This window comes from Bradyrhizobium monzae (assembly GCF_021458635.1).
Taxonomy (GTDB): domain Bacteria; phylum Pseudomonadota; class Alphaproteobacteria; order Rhizobiales; family Xanthobacteraceae; genus Bradyrhizobium.
The window spans coordinates 77,805-95,462 of the sequence record NZ_JAIRDQ010000011.1 but is presented as its reverse complement, the minus strand read 5'-3'; the positions used below and the strand labels follow the sequence as shown (position 1 = coordinate 95,462).

The following is a 17,658-nucleotide window of genomic DNA, read 5'->3' as shown; positions in this document are numbered from 1 at the left end:
CGCGTCAGAATGCCACCAGCAGCGCCACGCCCACCACGATCAGCGCGATCCCAAAAATCTCGCGCGACGCGATTGGCTGCTTGAACGAGTAATACGCCACCCCTTGCGCGAACAGCACCTCGATCAGCGCGAGGGTGCGGACGTTGGCGGCCGCCGTCAGCGCGAAGGCAAGGAACCAGAACTGCGAGGCGAAGGCGCCCATGAAGCCCGCGAGCAACGACGGCCGCCATAGCCCCAGGATCGACTGAAGGACTTTTGGCGCCCGCCAGAGCAGATAGATCGTCAGGATCAGCGTCTGCACGAACAGGCCGAGCACCAGCGTGAACGAGGCCGCGGTCACGAAGGAGACGCCGGGAACGTTGATGATCGCACCGCGGAAGCCGACCGCCGAGAGCGCGAATGCCGCCGCGGCGACGAGGCCGGTGATGGTCGGTTTCAGCTCGGCAAAGCTCTTCTCGCCGCCGGGCCGCAGCGCGGTGATGACGACGCCGACGGTCGCGATCACGATCGCCAGCACCTTCAGCCATGTCAGGTGGTCGCCAAGGAAGACGAAGCCGAAGATCGCAGTCTGGATCGCCTCGGTCTTGAGATAGGCCGTCGTCACCACGAAGGAGCGGTCGTTCATCGCGAGCAGCATCAGGCCGGTCGCAACGATCTGGCTGAGCGCTCCCAGCAGCAGCCACGGCCAGAACACGGTCGGCGGCATGCCGATGTGATCGCCGGTCGCAACCAGCACCACCCCCAAAAACAGCAGCGAGAACGGGAAGCCGAACAGAAAGCGGATATTGGTCGCGCCCCAGGTCCCCAGCGGCTTCGTCAGCGATCGCTGCATCGCATTGCGCGCGACCTGGCCGAGCGCAGCAACGACGGTGAAGGGAATCCAGAGGCTGGTGACGGTGAACATGGGGTGGGGGCTGGAGGCTACTACGGGGAATGTTGATGCAACCTGCCGACGGCGTGGCAACAGGTCAATCACACTCATGTCATGGGAGCGATGCTCCCGCTACAAACTCCGCCGTCGTCCTGGACAAGCGAAGCGCAGGTCCAGGACGACCCGATTTTGCTGATACAGCGAGCCTCTCGCGAGCAACTCACAACCTCCTTACACCGTCCCTTCCGCCACGACCATGTAGTTCACGTCCATGTCCGACGAGAGGGTCCATTTGTCGGCGAAGGGGGAGTAGACGACGCCGGTCTGCTCGGTGATGACGAGGCGGTTGTCGAGGAGGTGTTTGGTCAGCTCGTCGGGGGTGACGAACTTATTCCATTCATGGGTGCCGCGCGGAAGCCAGCGCAGGACGTATTCGGCGCCGACGATGGCAAGCGCAAAGCTCTTCCAATTGCGGTTGAGGGTGGACACGACCATCAGGCCGTTCGGCTTCAGCATCGCGGCGCAGCGCTTCAGGAAGACGCCGACATCGACGACGTGCTCGACCACTTCCATCGCCAGCACGATGTCGAAACGCTCGCGCGGGTCGATCTCCTCCACCGTGGTGCAGCGGTAGTCGATCGACAGATGGCTCTTGTCGGCATGCAGTTTCGCCGCGGCGATGTTGCTGGCCGAGGGATCGACGCCGATGACCTGTGCGCCCAGCCGCGACAACGGCTCGCACAGCAGGCCGGCGCCGCAGCCGATGTCGAGCACGCGCAGGCCGCCGAGGCAATTGAGGCTGCGCACATTGCGCTCGAACTTGCGGCAGGCGGCGTCGCGGATATAGCCGAGCCGCAGCGGATTGATCCGGTGCAGCGGCGCCATCTTGCCCTTGGGGTCCCACCACTCGGCCGAGAGTTTTGAGAATTTCGCGATCTCGGCGGCGTCGACGGTCGAGCCCGGCGGGAGGCTTGCGGTTGCGGAAGTATCTTGCTGCATGCTCATGGTTAGGCGCGGTCCTACCGCGTGGTGATCGAACTACGGAAGGCCAGTGGCGAGGCGATCGTGCGGATGGTTTCGCGACCTTCGCCGACGCCGTTAATGGTCACGTCGCCGTAGTTGAGAATACGTCCGAGAATCGACTGGTTGACATCGACACTTTCGACCTTGTCCAGCGCCATTTCAAAGGTGCGACGCTTGATGAAGCCGGTCTTATGCACAACCCTGAGGTTGGTGACATCGGTCTCGGTCGTGAAGCGATGGAACCAGCCCTTCAGGGTCCAGAACAGGGCGGCCAGCGCCACCAGGCCGGAGCCGAACAGGCAGAGGATCATCACGCTATAAATATCGATCATCTGGCGGGAGGCCACGAACAGGGCCAAGGCCACGATCCAGGCGAGAATAGCCGGGACATAAAAGATCCAGTGCGCATTGGTCGAATACAGCACCCGCTCGCCGGGCTGCAGGATTTCGTCAATATAGCGCGCCATAACCTCGATTAACCCATTGCCCGGATTGGCCCCGCAGGAACCCGCTTGCCCCCGGCCCCGCCGCTATGTATACGCGCGGTCGGTGTCCGCAGGCACCCGTCCAGCGCGGGTCACCATACTGATCCTTATGAAGGAATGCACGCGTCGTCATGAGCCGCCTCGTGATGAAATTCGGCGGCACGTCCGTCGCCAACATCGAACGTATCCGCAACGTCGCACGCCATGTGAAACGTGAGGTCGACGCCGGCCATGAAGTGGCCGTGGTCGTCTCGGCGATGTCGGGCAAGACCAACGAGCTGGTGGCCTGGTGCACCGAGGCCTCGCCGATGCACGACGCGCGCGAATACGACGCCGTCGTCGCCTCCGGCGAACAGGTGACCTCGGGCCTGCTGGCCATCGTGCTTCAGGGCATGGGTATCCAGGCCCGCTCCTGGCAGGGCTGGCAGATCCCGATCAAGACCAGCGACGCCCATGCCTCGGCCCGGATCGAGGACATCGACGGCAGCGAGATCATCACCCGTTTCAAGGATCGCAAGGAGGTCGCGGTCATCGCCGGCTTCCAGGGCATCGATCCCAAGACCAACCGCATCACCACGCTCGGCCGCGGCGGATCCGACACCTCGGCCGTGGCGATCGCGGCCGCCGTCAAGGCCGACCGCTGCGACATCTACACCGACGTCGACGGCGTCTACACCACCGACCCGCGAATCGTGCCGAAGGCCAAGAGGCTCGACAAGATCGCGTTCGAAGACATGCTGGAACTGGCCTCCCAGGGCGCGAAAGTGCTCCAGGTGCGCTCGGTGGAACTCGGCATGGTCCACAACATGCCGATCTTCGTCCGTTCAAGTTTTGACAAGCCCGAGGATATCGACCCGCATGCCAACCAGCCGCCCGGCACGCTGATCTGCAGCGAGGAGGAGATCATGGAAAGCCACGTCGTCACCGGCATCGCCTTTTCGAAGGACGAGGCCCAGATCTCGGTGCGCCAGATCGAGGACAAGCCCGGCGTGGCGGCGTCGATCTTCGGCCCGCTCGCGGATGCCAATATCAACGTCGACATGATCGTTCAGAACGTGTCTGAGGACGGCAAGACCACCGACCTCACCTTCACGGTGCCGGCCGCCGACTACAACCGCGCCAAGGACACGATTACCGCCGCCAAGGCCACGATCGGCTATAAGAGGCTGGATACCGCGACCGATGTCGCCAAGATCTCGGTGATCGGCAGCGGCATGCGCAGCCATGCCGGCGTCGCCGCCCAGGCGTTTTCGGCCCTCGCCGGACGGAATATCAACATCCGGGCCATTACAACCTCCGAGATCAAGTTCTCGGTTCTGATCGACACTGCCTACACCGAGCTTGCGGTGCGCACGCTGCACACGCTCTACGGCCTCGATCAGGCCTAAAGCGCGACTGTCGTCGCGCTTTCGATTGCTGTTCGAGCATGGTCTTTCCGGAAAACCGCTTCGCACTTTTCCGGACCATGCTTAGACTAATTTTCTCTTAGCGGTCGCAGCAAACGCGAAGGTGTAGACACCTTCGCGTTTGGCAGGCGTTTTGCTTGGCAAAACAAGCCCCAATTCGCTATACGGCGAACAGGGTGGGCTGCCGCAGACTGTGTCCCAGTTCGGGCTGCTGATTCGGTGCAAGCGGTTGTTTGCGCCTGGGCCGGACAGACAATTTGATTGTTTTTCTGGAATTTTAGGCCAGCCGCCGGCCATTATCGCCGGGTCGGGCAGACGGAGGAGATTGACGGTTCATGCGGAGCGCGTCGGGAGGTCCCCGCGTCTTGTTGAGACGGCTCCGCGAAACCATGGCGGAGCAGGTCTCGGCCCAGGAGCGGCTGGACAAGATCGTGGTGCTGATCGCCGCCAACATGGTGGCCGAGGTCTGCTCGGTCTATGTGCTGCGCATCGACAACACCCTCGAGCTCTACGCCACCGAAGGCCTCAACCGCGAGGCTGTGCACCATACCGTGCTGAGCGCCCATGAGGGCCTGGTCGGCCTCGTCGCCAGCGAGGCGACGCCGCTCAATTTGAACGACGCCCAGAGCCATCCGGCCTTTTCGTTCCGCCCCGAGACCGGCGAAGAAATCTACCACTCCTTCCTCGGCGTGCCGATCCTGCGCGCCGGTAATACGCTCGGCGTGCTGGTGGTGCAGAACCGCGCCAAGCGCACCTATATCGAGGAAGAGCTCGAGGCGCTGCAGACCACGGCCATGGTGCTGGCGGAGCTGATCGCGTCGGGCGAATTGTCCGCCCTCGCCCAGCCCGGCGCCGAGCCGGCCGCGCGCCATTCGACGCAAAAGGCCGGCGCGATCCTGTCAGAAGGTATTGCGCTCGGTCATGTCGTGCTGCACGAGCCGCGCGTCGTCATCAAGGACTACATCGCCGAGGATCTGCCGAAGGAGATCAAGCGGCTCGACACCGCGCTCGCCAAGCTGCGCTCGGATCTCGATCGGATGCTCGAGCGTGGCGACGTCGCCGAGGGCGGCGAGCACCGCGACGTGCTCGAAGCCTACCGCATGTTCGCCAACGACCAGGGCTGGTCGCACAAGCTGCACGAGGCGGTCGCCACCGGCCTCACGGCGGAAGCCGCGGTCGAACGCGTCCAGTCCGACACCCGCGCCCGCATGCTGCGCGTGACCGATCCTTATTTGCGCGACCGGCTGCACGATCTCGAGGATCTCGGCTATCGCCTGATGCGGCAGCTGGTCGGCCAGGACCATGCGCCCTCGCGCGAGCAGATGCCCGACAATGCCATCGTCATCGCGCGCGCGATGGGACCGGCGGCGCTGCTCGACTATGACCGCAAGCGCCTGCGCGGCATCGTGCTCGAGGAAGGCACCGCCAACTCCCACGTCTCGATCGTGGCGCGCGCGCTCGGCATTCCCGCCGTCGGCGAGGTCCCGAACGCGCCCGGCATCGCCGACCCCGGCGACGCCATCATCGTCGACGGCACCTCGGGCGCGATCTATGTGCGGCCCTCGCAGGAAGTCGAGGCCGCCTATGCCGAGCGCGTGCGCTTCCGCGCCCGTCGCCAGGCGCAATATCTGGCGCTGCGTGACCGCCCCTGCGTCACCAAGGACGGCCAGAAGGTCGAGCTCCTGATCAATGCTGGCCTTGCCATCGACCTGCCGCATATCGAGGACACCGGCAGCGCCGGCATCGGCCTGTTCCGCACCGAATTGCAGTTCATGGTCGGCCAGAGCCTGCCGCGCACCAGCGACCAGCTCGCGCTCTATCGTGCCGTACTGGATGCCGCGGGCCAGAAGCCCGTCACCTTCCGCACCCTCGACATCGGCGGCGACAAGGCGCTGCCCTATATGGAGACCGTGATCGAGGAGAATCCCGCGCTCGGCTGGCGCGCGATCCGGCTCGGGCTCGACCGTCCCGGCCTGTTGCGCGGCCAGATCCGCGCGCTGCTGCGCGCCGGCGGCGGCCGCGCGCTCCGCATCATGTTCCCGATGATCTCGGAGGTCGCCGAGTTCGATTCCGCGAAAGCGCTGGTCGAGCGCGAGCTGACTTATCTGCGCCAGCACGGCCACACGCTGCCGGAGCGCATCGACATCGGCACCATGGTCGAGGTGCCGGCGCTGCTCTACCAGATGGACGAGCTCCTGAAGAAGGTCGACTTCATCTCGGTCGGCTCCAACGATCTGTTCCAGTTCCTGTTCGCGGTCGATCGCGGCAATGCCAAGGTCTCCGAGCGCTTCGACACCATGTCGACGCCGATCCTGCGCGCGCTGCGCGACATCGCGCGCAAGTCGCAGGACGCGCAGAAGTCGCTGTCGCTCTGCGGGGAGATGGCCTCGAAGCCGATCGGCGCGCTGGCGCTGATCGCGATGGGCTACCGCTCGCTGTCGCTGTCGGCGACCGCGCTCGGGCCGGTCAAGGCGATGGTGATCGACCTCGACGCCAAGAAGGCCGAAGCGATGCTCGGCCCCCTGCTGGATGCGCCGACCGGCAGCGTCTCGATCCGGCAGAAGCTGACGGAATTTGCCGAGGCCGAGGGCCTGGCGTTGTAGCGGGCCTGCCGCCCGTCTTCGCCGCCTCGCCTCCCTCCGCCTTTTGAGACCAAACCGATGTCGTCACTCCCCGAAGCCAAACTGGACGTGCTCCTTGCACATCATGCCTCTCTCGAGGCCGAATCGCTCGGACAGCTCTCCTCCGAGCGCTATGTGCAGGTCACGCGCGAGCTCGCCGAGATCACCCCGCGGATCGAGGCGGTGAAGACTTATCGTGCTGCCGTGAAAGAACTCGCCGACACCGAGGCGCTGATCGCCGATCCTGCGACCGATGCCGAGATGCGCAGCATGGCGGAAGCCGAGCGCGACGAGCTCAATCCGAAGATCGAGGATCTGGTCCAGAAAATCCGCGTCGCGCTGCTGCCCAAGGACGCCATGGACGACCGCAACGTCGTGCTGGAAATCCGCGCCGGCACCGGCGGCGACGAGGCCTCGCTGTTCGCCGGCGACCTGTTCCGGATGTACGAGCGCTTTGCCGCGTTGCAGGGCTGGAAGGTCGAGGTAATCTCGGCGAGCGAAGGCACCGTCGGCGGCTTCAAGGAAATCATCGCGGAGGTGCAGGGCCGCGGCGCGTTCTCCAAGCTGAAGTTCGAGTCCGGCGTGCACCGCGTGCAGCGCGTGCCCGACACCGAGACGCAGGGGCGTATCCATACTTCGGCGGCAACCGTCGCCGTACTGCCCGAAGTCGAGGATGTCGACGTCGAGATCAAGAACGACGATCTGCGCATCGAGACCATGCGCGCGCAGGGCGCCGGCGGCCAGCACGTCAACAAGACGGAATCGGCGATCCGCATCACCCACATCCCGACCGGCATCGTGGTGATGATGCAGGACAGCCGCTCGCAGCATAAGAACCGCGCCTCTGCGATGAACATCCTGCGCTCGCGCATCTACGACGCCGAGCGGCAGCGCGTCGACGCCGCGCGTTCGGCCGAGCGCAAGGAGAAGGTCGGCTCCGGCGACCGCAGCGAGCGCATCCGGACCTATAATTTCCCGCAAGGACGCGTCACCGACCACCGCATCAATCTGACGCTCTACAAGCTGCCGCAGGTGATCGCCGGCGAAGCGCTCGGCGAATTGACCGATGCACTGACCACCGAGCATCAGGCCGCACAGCTCGCCGCACAGGGCGCGGCGGCGTAACGAGACCATGTCGTTCAGGCCCCGCCGGCTTGCCGGAACGATTTCAGCAGCCGGCTCAAGGCCGGGCTCGCAGCACGACGGAGCTCCTCGAGATTCTTCCGCGAGAGCGCCCGCAGCTTTTGCTCGCCTTTCCCCGTCAGCTTGAGATGCACGCGCCTGGCATCCTCGGGGTCGGCAACCTTGCTGATCAGTCCGACCTTGGCCATGCGATTGAGCAGCTCGACGGCGGAGTGATGCCGAATCAGGAGAAATCGCGCGATATCGCCGACCGTCGCAAGCTGCGGATGAACAAAACCCTTGATCCCGAGCAACGCCTGATGTTGCTGCGGCGTCAATCCCTGATCTTGCGCGGCGGCCTCGCTGAACGCCAGGAAGCTCCGAATCTGATAGCGGAATTGGGCCAGCGCGGCATAGTCGGCCTCGCGCATCGCGCCGCCCTTCGGGGGCACCGCGGACGCCGCGCGTCCTGTCTTCCGCTTTGAGTCAGCCATTCCCTGCCTTCGACATCGCGCCCGCCGATGATGCGGGCGTTGCCGAGACTAGCAAGGAAGGCGCGGTGGAACCAATCGGCGGGCGCCGGGATGCACACATATCGGCAGCCTCGCGGGCCGCCTATTCGAAGCTGGACAGCAGGATTTTCACCAGGATGACCTGAAACGCGATCGGGATGCGGACGCTCTTCCGCCGGATCGAGCGCTGCAGTGCGCCGGCGATCTCCGCACTGGTCAAGGCGCCGGCCGATGCGTTGGCAATCAGCTCCGCCCACATCTGCGACAGCGAGCCACCCGGCGGGAGCGCCGGCTTGATGGTCACGCCACAGCCCTGCGCCCAGTCGACGATCTCCCGCATCGTATGCGGACCGCAATTGCGCGCGGTCGTGAGGCGCTCGGCCGTCAACGCGCGCAGCAGCTCGCGCGACGGCGACCAATTTCCCTTCGGCGGCTGCTCGCCGGTGAGCTCGACCGCGAGCTCCTTCAGGACGTTCTGGGCCCGTACGCTCAGTCTCTTCATCGGCGCAGGCGCGCGCTTCGCCTGAGCGGAGCCGATAGCCGGTCCCCGCTCGCTGGTCGGCCGAGGGCCCTCCGCAGGCCACGCCGCCTCAGGCCGCTCCGCCTCCTGCGGCCAGGATCGTCGCTTCCGGACACCTGCCACTGTCGTCTGCCGCGCCATTTCTCTCGCCGAACCCGTCAGCCTCATAGTCACAAAGACTAATATATATCGTTATCCGATATGTTTTCACGACATAATTTTCGTCGTTCGACCAAAGGCGAATTTGACAGACGGCGTTCACAAGCAATGCTTGCGCCTAAGAGCTACACGCGGATGTGACGTGCCCGGCGCGGGCAGGCCTGTGAGGCCGGCCGCCGCCGGACAAGTCGTGTTTGCCTGCAAACAAGAACGATGTTCGGAGGAAACGACCATGACTGACGATCTCATCCGCCGCGGCCTTTCGCGCCGTGGCTTGCTCCAGACCACGGCGGGCCTCGTTGGCGGCTCGATGCTGCCGGCGATGCCGGCGTTTGCCGAGGACAAGCCGGCGATCGGCTCCTATCCCGCGGGCGTGTCGGGTTCCACCGCCTTCATCGGCATCTCGGTGCCGCGCACCGGAACCTATGCCGTGCAGGGCGAGGACGAGCTCAAGGGCTACCAGCTCGCGATCGAGCACATCAATGAAGGCCACGAGCTGATCAAGAAGATCTCGCCCAAGACCAGCAAGGGCGTGCTCGGCAAGGAGCTGAAGTTCGGCGTCGCCGATTCGGCCGCCAAGCCGAACGAGGCGGTGCAGGCGCAGCAGCGCTTCATCAGCGAGAACAAGGCGATCATGATCACCGGCGGCACGTCGAGCGCCGTTGCGGTCGCGCTGAACAAGCTCGCCCAGCGCGAGCACGTGCTGTTCGTGTGCGGCATCTCCGGCTCGAACGACACCACCGGCAAGGACTGCGTGCGCTACGGCGTGCGTCAAAACTTCTTCGGCCAGACCGCGGCCGCGGCGATCGGCCCGGTGATGGTGCGGGAGTTCGGCAAGGGCAAGAAGGCCGCGTATCTCACGCCGGATTACACCTACGGCCACACCGTCACCAAGTCGATGCAGGATTTCCTCGCGACCGCCGGCTGGACCACCGTGACCAACCAGGTCGCCCCGCTCGGCGCCCCGGACTATTCCTCGTACCTGCTGAACGTCGCGAACTCCGGCGCCGACGTGCTCATCAACGTCAACTGGGGCCACGACGCCGTGCTCTCGACACAGCAGGCCAAGCAGTTCGGCGTGCTCGACAAGATGAAGCTGGTGGTCCCCTACCAGGTGCCGTTCATCGCACGCGAGACCGGCGGCCTGATGCAGGGCGTCTATGCCGCCACCGACTATTGGTGGACGATCGAGGATAAGTTCCCGCTGGCCAAGATGTTCAACGAGGCCTTCGAGAAGAAGTACGGCTACAAGCCGGAATGGGGCGCCGAGAACGCCTATGTCAGCTTCGCGCACTGGGCCCACATGTGCGAGCAGGCCGGCAGCTTCAATCCGCCCGACGTGATCAAGGCCTATGAGAAGGGCGAGACGATCCCCTCCCTCGTCGGCGACGTGCATTACCGCCCCGAGGATCACCAGTGCATTCGCCCGGTGATCATCGTCAAGGGCAAGCAGCAGAAGGACATGAAGAACAAGGAAGACTGGTACGACGTCGTCGAGATCGTACCGGGTGAAGGCCTGATGCAGAAGCCGGACGCCTTCGGCTGCCATCTCGGCGACTACACCTGATCCCGCGCTAACCCCTGTGACGCCGTGGGCCTTACTCTGGACCTGCGGCGTCACCTTTTTTGACGACGCACCGCCGCGCGTCACAACAGCGATCGCCGCATGATTAGTTGGCCCAATCTCGTTTCGCAGCTTTTCAACGGGCTCGCGCTCGGCGCCCTGCTTGCGCTGATCAGCTCCGGCCTGACCATCATCTACGGCACGCTCGGCGTGCTCAACCTCGCGCATGGCGCGATGTTCATGATCGGCGGCTATGCCGGTTTCGTCACCTACCAGTACACGGAATCGTTTATCCTCGCCGTGATCGGGGGCTCGCTGTTCGTGATGCTGCTCGGCGTCGTGATGGAACGCGTCATCATCCGCCATTTCTATCATCGCCCGCACGAGGATCAGCTGCTGGTGACCTTCGGCCTCGGCATCTGCTTCGTCGAGCTCGTGCGCCTGATCTTTTCGAGCCAGTCTCAGCTGGTGCCGCCACCGGCGCTTTTCCAGGGCATCACCAATCTCGGCTTCATGTTCTATCCGACCTACCGCCTCGCCGTGGTCGGCATCGTCGCGATCGCGCTGGGCGCGCTGTTCATCATCCTCTACCGGACCCGGCTCGGCATGATCGTGCGCGCCGGCATCGAGGATTCGGTGATGGTCGATTCGCTCGGCATCAACGTCTACCGCGTCTTCATGGTCGTGTTCGGCATCGGCGCCATGGCCGCCGGCTTTGCCGGCATCGTCAACGCGCCGGTGGTGTCGCTGACACCGGGGATCGGCGACGACATCCTGGTTCAGACCTTCGTAGTGGTGGTGATTGGCGGCGTCGGCTCGTTCCCCGGCGCGATCCTCGGCGGCCTGATCGCCGGCGAGATCATCAGCGTCACCTCCATGTTCAACCCAGGCTACGCCTATGTGATGCTGTTTGCGGCGATGACGCTCGTGCTCGTGGTGCGACCGCATGGCCTGCTCGGCGTCCAGGGCCGCGAATAAGTGATCCGCTGATGCTCAAGCAACGCCCGCTCTTGATCGAGACACTGACGGCCATCGGCCTGATCGTGGCTCCCTTCGTGCTGCCCCATCTCGGCTTTGCGCCGAACACGGTGAACCGGATCCTGGTCTGGGGCCTGTTCGGCCTCGGCTTCGACATCCTGTTCGGCTTCACCGGCCTGCTGTCGTTCGGCCAGTCCGCCTTCTACGGCACCGGCGGCTTCGTCGCCGCCTACCTCCTGACCCGCGCCGGCTTCAGCAACGTGCTGGGCGCGCTGATCATCGGCATGATCGCGGCTGCGGCGACCGGCTATCTGATCGGCCTGATCGCACTGCGCCGCACCGGCATCTATTTCGCCATGATCACGGTGGCGATCGCGGAAGTGTTCTTCTTCGTCGAGTTCAATCCACTCTCCGATTTCACCGGTGGCGAGAACGGCCTGCCGGGCGTGCCGACCCCGAGCTTCAATCTCGGCTTCACCACCATCCACTTCACCAATGGCTGGTCGCTCTATCAGTTCATCGCACTGTGCTATTTCATCGGCGTCATCATCGCGCTCAGGATCGTGCGCTCGCCGGTCGGCGCGATTCTGAGCGCGATCCGGGACAATCCGCTGCGCGCCACCGCGGTCGGCCACAACATCCACGGCTACAAGCTGACCGCCTTCGTGATCGCCGCCGCTTACGCGGGCTTCGCCGGCGGCCTGCTCGGGGTGCTCCAGGCTTTCATGCCGCCGGACGCCTTCACCTTCGACACCTCGGGCCAGCTCGTAATGCAGACCGCCATTGGCGGAAGGGGCACGCTGTTCGGGCCGCTGGTCGGCGCCACCGTCTGGCTCTTCCTGCAGGATTTCCTCCAGTCCGCACTTGGCCTCGGCGCCGCCTGGAAGCTCGTGCTCGGCGTGGTGTTCGTGCTGCTGGTCTGCTTCCTGCGCGGCGGGATCGTCGGCGGCCTCGTCGATCTCTATGGCCTCATGTCCGGCAAGCGACCCCGGAAGGCCGCGGAAACGGAGCAGGCTGAGGTCGAGATGCCACGGCAAGCTCCGCCTGCACCGATGCACGCCAAGGAGGTCGAGCATCCCGTCTATTCCGGTCCAATCCTGAAAGCCACCGGTCTCACCAAGCGTTATGGCGGCCTCGTCGCCAACAGCGACATCGACTTCAGCGTCGATCATGGCGAGCTGCGCGGCATCATCGGCCCCAACGGCGCCGGCAAATCGACCTTCTTCAAGATGCTGACCTGCGAAGTCGCGCCGACTTCAGGCCAGATCATGTTCGAGGGGCGCGACATCACAGGACTGAAGGTCACCGAAGTCTGCCAACTCGGGCTCACCAAGAGCTATCAGGTCAACCAGCTCTTCACCGGGCTGACGGTGCGGCAGAACCTGACGATCGCCGCCCTCGCGGAGCTGCGCGGAAAATTCCGGCTCGACCTGTTCCGCTCGCTCGCCGGCGTGAAGGGCCTGACGGAGCAGGTCGAGCACACGCTCGCTTTGGTCAACCTGACCCGCCGCGCCGACACGCCGGTGTCCGAGCTCGCCTATGGCGAGAAGCGCAGGCTGGAGATCGGGCTCGCGCTCGCGACGTCGCCGCGCCTGCTGCTGCTCGACGAACCGCTTGCGGGCATGAGCCCGCGCGAGCGGGTCGAGACCGTCAAGCTGCTCAAATCGATCGCGCGCGGCCGCACCATGATCATCATCGACCATGACATGGATTCGCTGTTCGAGCTGGTCGAGCGCGTGACGGTGCTGCAGGAGGGCCGCGTGCTGGTCTCCGGTACGCCTGAGGAAATCAAGACCAACGCCGCGGTGCAGGAAGCCTATCTCGGCGGCGTGCACGGAGAGATCGCCGCATGAGCCTGATCGAGGTCAAAGGCCTGAACAGCCATTACGGGGATTCCCACATCCTGTTCGACGTCGCCATGCACGTCGAACGTCACGAGGTGGTGGCGCTGCTCGGCCGTAACGGCGCCGGCAAGAGCACCACGCTGAAAAGCCTGATGGGCGTAGTGACGCCGCGCAGCGGCAGCGTGAAGTTCGACGGCGTCGATATCGCCGGCCGCAGGAGCCACAAGATCGCCCAGGCGGGCATGCAGCTCGTGCATGAGGAGCGACGCATCTTCGGCAGCCTGTCGGTGGAGGAGAACATCGTTCTCGCCGGGATCACCGCGCCAAAACGCTGGCCGCTCGGTCGTGTCTACGAGATGTTCCCGCGGCTGAAGGAGCGGCGCAGCAATCGCGGCACCGAGCTCTCCGGCGGCGAGCAACAGATGCTCGCGATCGCACGCGCCCTGGTGCGCGATCCCAAGATCGTGCTGCTGGATGAGCCGTTTGAAGGATTGGCGCCTGTCATCGTCCACGATCTCGTCAAGGCCTGCCGCGAGCTCGTGGCGGCCGGCCAGACCATCGTGCTGGTCGAGCAGAACCTGGCGGCAACACTGGCGCTGGCGACGCGGATCTACATCATCAACAACGGCCACATCGTCCACGAAGGCCCGGCGCAGGAGCTCAAGGCCCAGCCGGAATTGTTGCAGCGATACCTTGGCGTCTAGGGCGCGTGCCCATAAATCCAGGATATCTGCATTCGAGGGTAAAGCGGACACGCGCCCCCCGAAATGTCGCCTTCTGCCCAAGGCGGACATAGTGTCGCCTTTAGCTGATGGGAGATCTTGCCCAAGCTGAGCATAAGGGAGGAAACGCTATGAGCGTGGTCTGGCCGGAGATTCCCTTCGAGGCATGGCGCGAAACCTGCTCGGCGCTTCATTTGTATTGCCAGATTGTCGGCAAGTATCGGCTCGCGAGAACGTCGTGGGTCAACCATTCGTGGCACGCGACCTTCTACGTGAATGCACGCGGATTCACGACTTCGTTGATTCCCGACGCGTCAGGTATCGAGATCGTCTTCGATCTCTCCCGTCATGTCCTGATCGGAGAGGCCGCTGATGGGCGCAGGGCTGAAATGCCGCTCGGGCGAACGTCCGTCGCCGAGTTTCACACCCGGTTCTGTGATTTGGTCGGACGCCTCGGTGGAACACCAGAATTCGATGGTCGGCCCAGCGAAGTCCCGGATCCCATCCCGTTCAGGGAGGACCGCCAGATCAGGCCTTATGACGCAGACGCCGTGACGCGGTTCTTCCGCGCCCTCGTCGCGATCAACGGAGTGTTTTATCGGTTTCGGACGGGGTTCACCGGGAAGGTCAGTCCAGTCCATCTCTTCTGGGGCAGCTTCGATCTCGCGGTAACGCGTTTCTCCGGGCGTCCCGCTCCGCTCCACCCGGGCGGCATCCCAGGTTTGCCGGACGTCGTGACCCGCGAGGCCTACAGCGATGAGGTCTCGTCCGCCGGCTTTTGGCCGGGCGGAGGTGGTACAGACTTTGCGGCTTTCTACTCCTATGCCTATCCCGCCCCGAATGGCTTTGCTGACGGACAGGTCATGCCGGCGGGCGCATACTTCGATCAAAAGCTCGGCGAATATCTCCTGCCCTACGACATTGTGCGAAGATCCAGCGAGCCGGAGACGACCCTCATGTCGTTTCTGCAAAGCACCTATCGAGCGGCAGCCGATGCCGGACGCTGGGATCGTGCCGCGCTCGAATGTCCGATTGGCTCTCCCCTTCGCCCCCGTCCCCTGAACAAGAAATGATGAAGGTTCGAGGAAAGACGCCGACTCGTAGTTTGGCTGGAGCGAGGCGACAGCCGTCGATTGTCTAGTCAGCCGCCAATCGGCTCCCAAGCGCCGCGATCATCCGCTTGGCATGATCGGCGAGCACGGCCATGTCTTCCTTGCGAGTCTGTGCCGGCAGCAGCTCGACTCCGGCCCTGACCGGCATGACGTGCATGTGCAGGTGAAAGACCACCTGCCCGCTGGCCGGTTCGCTGAACTGCTGCAGGATAATCCCTTCCGCGTCGAACGCTTTCATCGCCGCGACCGCGATCCGCTTGGCAGTTTGGGCAACCGCGGCGAGATCGTCATCCGCAATGTCGAGAATGCCGCGCGCCGGCGCCCTCGGAATCACCAGCGTGTGGCCCGGCGAGCGCGGCATGATGTCCAGGAAGGCGAAGCTGCGGTCGTCTCTGAACACCTCGAAGCAAGGAATCTCGCCGCGCAGGATCTTTGCGAAGACGTTCTGATCGTCATAGGCCGTCATGGATGCCCTCCTTCGCTGCGCGGCGCGATCAAACGCGCTCCTTTCCGTTGACGCAAGCAAGGTCGCCGATCTATCCACGATGCTAGGCAGGATGGTTCCATTGGCGACAGGTTTCGAATCGGGACACAACATCGAGGGTGCGCGGCGTGCGCTCACGGCGCGGCTGCAATCGGCCGGCATCGAGGAGCCATCTCTCGATGCGCGCCTGCTCGTCGGTGCCGCGCTGGGGCTCGATCTGACCGGCCTGATCACGCAGGCGGCACGATACCTGTTGCCCGAGGAGGCGGAGCGGCTCGAGGGATATGCGCAACGAAGGCTCGCGCACGAACCGGTTGCCCGCATTCTCGGTGTGCGGGAATTCTGGGGCTTGCCGTTTCGCCTCTCCGAGGCGACGCTGGTGCCGCGACCGGACACCGAGACCGTGGTGGAGCTGGCGCTCGAAATTTTTCGCGAACGCGCTGGCGCAGGACGGCGCCCGCGTATCGCCGACATCGGGACCGGATCCGGCGCGATCCTGCTCGCGCTGCTGCACGAGATTCCCGAGGCATTCGGTGTCGGCACCGATCTGAGCCTCACCGCACTCGGCACGGCAAAAGGCAATGCCGCCGCCCTCGGCCTCGCCGACCGCGCGGCATTCGCTGCCTGCTCCTACGCGTCGGCTCTTCGCGGCCCGTTCGATCTGATCGTGTCGAACCCGCCCTATATTCCCGCCGGGGAAATTCCGAAACTGAGCATCGAGGTGCGCGAGCACGATCCGCATCTGGCGCTCGACGGCGGGAATGACGGCTACGACGCGTATCGCGCCCTGATTCCGCAGGCGGCTGAGCGGCTCGTGCCCGGCGGCGCGCTGATCGTCGAAGCTGGACAGGGCCAGGCCGGCGATATCCAGGCCTTGATGGCGAGTGCCGCGTTGTCGATCGACAGGCCGCCCAGGGCCGACCTGGCGGGGATCCCGCGGGCCGTCTCGGCCCGAAAAATGCCCCCATAAAAGCCGGATTGGGCTCTAAAAAACCTCTTGGAATATCCCTTGGGAACGACTACCTTCCGATCAGCACATCGGTGTCGGCCCCGTAGACCTACGGGCGAAAGCCGGGCTCTCAGGCGAGAGCTTCACTGATTTAAGGTTCCAAGCCGCAGGTCCTGTTAAGCGCGATAGCCCATTGAGGTACGCTGCTTTCCGACCGCAACGTGAACGAAAGCCTGATATTGCGCTTGAAGACTTACGCAACAAAGCAGGGCTTGTTTCGGCAGGCGATATGAATGGGTTCGCTGGCAATGAATGCTGGCGGGTGGGGAACGCGTCTTTGTTGAACGCGACGGTCGACGAACATCGGCAGGGTTCAATCCGCTCTTGCGCGGTGCGCGTGAGGCATGTGAACCGCTGTCATCAGGTCACTCCTAGCAATCAGTAATGCGTGCAACCTTTAGGGCTGGAATTAAAGGCAGGACATGAGAAACGGTCAGAACAAGCAGCGGATGCGCAACCGCAACAACAACAATAATAACAACAACAATAACCGGCGCGGCCAGAACCCGATGACCCGGGTCTACGAATCGAACGGCCCTGACATCAAGATCCGCGGCACGGCCTCGCACATCGCCGAAAAATATCTTCAGCTTGCGCGCGACGCGCGCTCCTCCGGCGATCCGGTCGCCGCCGAAAACTACTACCAGCATGCCGAGCATTATTTCCGCCTGATCGCGGCAGCGCAGGAACAGTTCCGTCAGAACCAGCAGCCGCGCGGCGACGAGCCCATCAGCACCAGCAGCGGTGACGACGGCGAGGACGACGGCGAGAATTTCTCGAACTTCGGCCAGGAGCCGGGCTTCGTTCCGCAGCCTCCGCCGCAGCAACAGTCCTATCAGCGTGACGGCCAGCGCGATCACAATCGCGACTACCAGCAGCGCGACAATAACCAGCAGCCCTATGTTCGCGACCAGCAGCAGCCACGCGAGCACCGCGAACGCGACCATCGTCCGCAGCCGCAATATCAGCAGCCGCAACCGCCGAACCAGCCGCAGCCTGTCATCGCCGATGCCGGCAATGTCGACCGCCTCCCGTCCTTCATCACCGGAGCGCAGCCGCAGACGAACGGCGCACCGGGCGGCTTCGAAGCTGGCAATGGCGGCGGTGGCGAGCGTTTCCCGCGGCGGCGCCGCCGGCCGCATAACGGCCCGCGCCCCGAGCGCGAGGCTGCGCCTGCCGCTTCCGGCGACGACCTCGCCCCCAGCGAGTAAGCTGCAACCAAATCC

The 17,658-nt window shown here is 64.3% G+C and carries 16 protein-coding genes; 10 read left to right on the top strand and 6 right to left on the bottom strand.

Going from position 1 to position 17,658, the window contains the following annotated elements; translation table 11 throughout:
* Positions 1-4: 4 nt before the first annotated feature.
* The 3 genes from K3F49_RS31220 to K3F49_RS31210 all read right to left on the bottom strand — a co-directional run bounded on the left by K3F49_RS31220 (position 5) and on the right by K3F49_RS31210 (position 2,361).
* Positions 5-904 carry an EamA family transporter gene (locus K3F49_RS31220; RefSeq protein WP_234684736.1) on the bottom strand — a complete coding sequence of 300 codons (900 nt, stop codon included), beginning with the start codon at positions 902-904 and terminating at the stop codon, positions 5-7.
* A gap of 198 nt (positions 905-1,102) precedes the next feature.
* Positions 1,103-1,876 (bottom strand): bifunctional 2-polyprenyl-6-hydroxyphenol methylase/3-demethylubiquinol 3-O-methyltransferase UbiG, encoded by a 774-nt coding sequence (gene ubiG / locus K3F49_RS31215; RefSeq protein WP_234684735.1) that lies wholly within the window; start codon positions 1,874-1,876, stop codon positions 1,103-1,105.
* Positions 1,877-1,890: 14 nt separating this feature from the next.
* A complete protein-coding gene (locus K3F49_RS31210) occupies positions 1,891-2,361 on the bottom strand; it encodes a PH domain-containing protein (RefSeq protein ID WP_234684734.1) in 471 nt (156 codons plus the stop codon).
* A 149-nt stretch (positions 2,362-2,510) separates the two neighbouring features.
* Between K3F49_RS31210 and K3F49_RS31205 the strand changes: the two genes are divergently transcribed.
* The 3 genes from K3F49_RS31205 (at position 2,511) to prfA (ending at position 7,531) form a co-directional block, all read left to right on the top strand.
* Entirely contained in the window at positions 2,511-3,767 is a 1,257-nt protein-coding gene (locus tag K3F49_RS31205) for an aspartate kinase (protein WP_234684733.1), read from the top strand.
* Positions 3,768-4,120: 353 nt separating this feature from the next.
* On the top strand, positions 4,121-6,388 hold the full coding sequence (ptsP, locus tag K3F49_RS31200; RefSeq protein ID WP_234684732.1) for a phosphoenolpyruvate--protein phosphotransferase: 2,268 nt from the start codon (positions 4,121-4,123) through the stop codon (positions 6,386-6,388).
* 57 nt (positions 6,389-6,445) lie between these two features.
* On the top strand, positions 6,446-7,531 hold the full coding sequence (gene prfA / locus K3F49_RS31195; RefSeq protein ID WP_234684731.1) for a peptide chain release factor 1: 1,086 nt from the start codon (positions 6,446-6,448) through the stop codon (positions 7,529-7,531).
* A 14-nt stretch (positions 7,532-7,545) separates the two neighbouring features.
* Here prfA and K3F49_RS31190 read toward each other — a convergent pair whose 3' ends face one another.
* Positions 7,546-8,022, bottom strand: coding sequence for a MarR family winged helix-turn-helix transcriptional regulator (locus K3F49_RS31190; RefSeq protein WP_234684730.1), 477 nt, complete (start codon positions 8,020-8,022; stop codon positions 7,546-7,548).
* Between the two features lie 121 nt (positions 8,023-8,143).
* The gene (locus K3F49_RS31185; RefSeq protein WP_234684729.1) at positions 8,144-8,542 is read right to left on the bottom strand and encodes a hypothetical protein; all 399 of its coding nucleotides are present in this window, start codon (positions 8,540-8,542) and stop codon (positions 8,144-8,146) included.
* A 409-nt stretch (positions 8,543-8,951) separates the two neighbouring features.
* On the opposite strand from K3F49_RS31185, the gene K3F49_RS31180 reads away from it, so the two are divergent.
* The 5 genes from K3F49_RS31180 to K3F49_RS31160 all read left to right on the top strand — a co-directional run bounded on the left by K3F49_RS31180 (position 8,952) and on the right by K3F49_RS31160 (position 14,900).
* Complete coding sequence (locus K3F49_RS31180) at positions 8,952-10,286, top strand: substrate-binding protein (RefSeq protein WP_234684728.1); 1,335 nt, start codon at positions 8,952-8,954, stop codon at positions 10,284-10,286.
* 99 nt (positions 10,287-10,385) lie between these two features.
* Positions 10,386-11,261 carry a branched-chain amino acid ABC transporter permease gene (locus K3F49_RS31175; protein ID WP_234684727.1) on the top strand — a complete coding sequence of 292 codons (876 nt, stop codon included), beginning with the start codon at positions 10,386-10,388 and terminating at the stop codon, positions 11,259-11,261.
* A gap of 11 nt (positions 11,262-11,272) precedes the next feature.
* A complete protein-coding gene (locus K3F49_RS31170) occupies positions 11,273-13,114 on the top strand; it encodes a branched-chain amino acid ABC transporter ATP-binding protein/permease (protein WP_234684726.1) in 1,842 nt (613 codons plus the stop codon).
* Complete coding sequence (locus tag K3F49_RS31165) at positions 13,111-13,809, top strand: ABC transporter ATP-binding protein (RefSeq protein WP_234684725.1); 699 nt, start codon at positions 13,111-13,113, stop codon at positions 13,807-13,809. Before K3F49_RS31170 ends, K3F49_RS31165 begins: the two co-directional genes overlap by 4 nt.
* A 149-nt stretch (positions 13,810-13,958) precedes the next feature.
* Positions 13,959-14,900, top strand: coding sequence for a DUF5996 family protein (locus K3F49_RS31160; RefSeq protein ID WP_234684724.1), 942 nt, complete (start codon positions 13,959-13,961; stop codon positions 14,898-14,900).
* Between the two features lie 64 nt (positions 14,901-14,964).
* On the opposite strand, the gene K3F49_RS31155 is transcribed toward K3F49_RS31160, so the two are convergent.
* Positions 14,965-15,405, bottom strand: coding sequence for an HIT family protein (locus K3F49_RS31155; protein ID WP_234684723.1), 441 nt, complete (start codon positions 15,403-15,405; stop codon positions 14,965-14,967).
* Between the two features lie 91 nt (positions 15,406-15,496).
* Here K3F49_RS31155 and prmC point away from each other — a divergent pair, with 91 nt between their 5' ends.
* Positions 15,497-16,393, top strand: coding sequence for a peptide chain release factor N(5)-glutamine methyltransferase (gene prmC, locus K3F49_RS31150; protein ID WP_234684722.1), 897 nt, complete (start codon positions 15,497-15,499; stop codon positions 16,391-16,393).
* A 461-nt stretch (positions 16,394-16,854) separates the two neighbouring features.
* Positions 16,855-17,643 carry a DUF4167 domain-containing protein gene (locus tag K3F49_RS31145; RefSeq protein ID WP_234684721.1) on the top strand — a complete coding sequence of 263 codons (789 nt, stop codon included), beginning with the start codon at positions 16,855-16,857 and terminating at the stop codon, positions 17,641-17,643.
* Positions 17,644-17,658 lie beyond the last annotated feature (15 nt).

Bases quoted from the DNA above. Each gene is read 5' to 3' on its own strand.
- K3F49_RS31220 (WP_234684736.1), bottom strand. From the start codon at position 904: ATGTTCACCGTCACCAGCCTCTGGATTCCCTTCACCGTCGTTGCTGCG.
- ubiG (WP_234684735.1), bottom strand. From the start codon at position 1,876: ATGAGCATGCAGCAAGATACTTCCGCAACCGCAAGCCTCCCGCCGGGC.
- K3F49_RS31210 (WP_234684734.1), bottom strand. From the start codon at position 2,361: ATGGCGCGCTATATTGACGAAATCCTGCAGCCCGGCGAGCGGGTGCTG.
- K3F49_RS31205 (WP_234684733.1), top strand. From the start codon at position 2,511: ATGAGCCGCCTCGTGATGAAATTCGGCGGCACGTCCGTCGCCAACATC.
- ptsP (WP_234684732.1), top strand. From the start codon at position 4,121: ATGCGGAGCGCGTCGGGAGGTCCCCGCGTCTTGTTGAGACGGCTCCGC.
- prfA (WP_234684731.1), top strand. From the start codon at position 6,446: ATGTCGTCACTCCCCGAAGCCAAACTGGACGTGCTCCTTGCACATCAT.
- K3F49_RS31190 (WP_234684730.1), bottom strand. From the start codon at position 8,022: ATGGCTGACTCAAAGCGGAAGACAGGACGCGCGGCGTCCGCGGTGCCC.
- K3F49_RS31185 (WP_234684729.1), bottom strand. From the start codon at position 8,542: ATGAAGAGACTGAGCGTACGGGCCCAGAACGTCCTGAAGGAGCTCGCG.
- K3F49_RS31180 (WP_234684728.1), top strand. From the start codon at position 8,952: ATGACTGACGATCTCATCCGCCGCGGCCTTTCGCGCCGTGGCTTGCTC.
- K3F49_RS31175 (WP_234684727.1), top strand. From the start codon at position 10,386: ATGATTAGTTGGCCCAATCTCGTTTCGCAGCTTTTCAACGGGCTCGCG.
- K3F49_RS31170 (WP_234684726.1), top strand. From the start codon at position 11,273: ATGCTCAAGCAACGCCCGCTCTTGATCGAGACACTGACGGCCATCGGC.
- K3F49_RS31165 (WP_234684725.1), top strand. From the start codon at position 13,111: ATGAGCCTGATCGAGGTCAAAGGCCTGAACAGCCATTACGGGGATTCC.
- K3F49_RS31160 (WP_234684724.1), top strand. From the start codon at position 13,959: ATGAGCGTGGTCTGGCCGGAGATTCCCTTCGAGGCATGGCGCGAAACC.
- K3F49_RS31155 (WP_234684723.1), bottom strand. From the start codon at position 15,405: ATGACGGCCTATGACGATCAGAACGTCTTCGCAAAGATCCTGCGCGGC.
- prmC (WP_234684722.1), top strand. From the start codon at position 15,497: ATGGTTCCATTGGCGACAGGTTTCGAATCGGGACACAACATCGAGGGT.
- K3F49_RS31145 (WP_234684721.1), top strand. From the start codon at position 16,855: ATGAGAAACGGTCAGAACAAGCAGCGGATGCGCAACCGCAACAACAAC.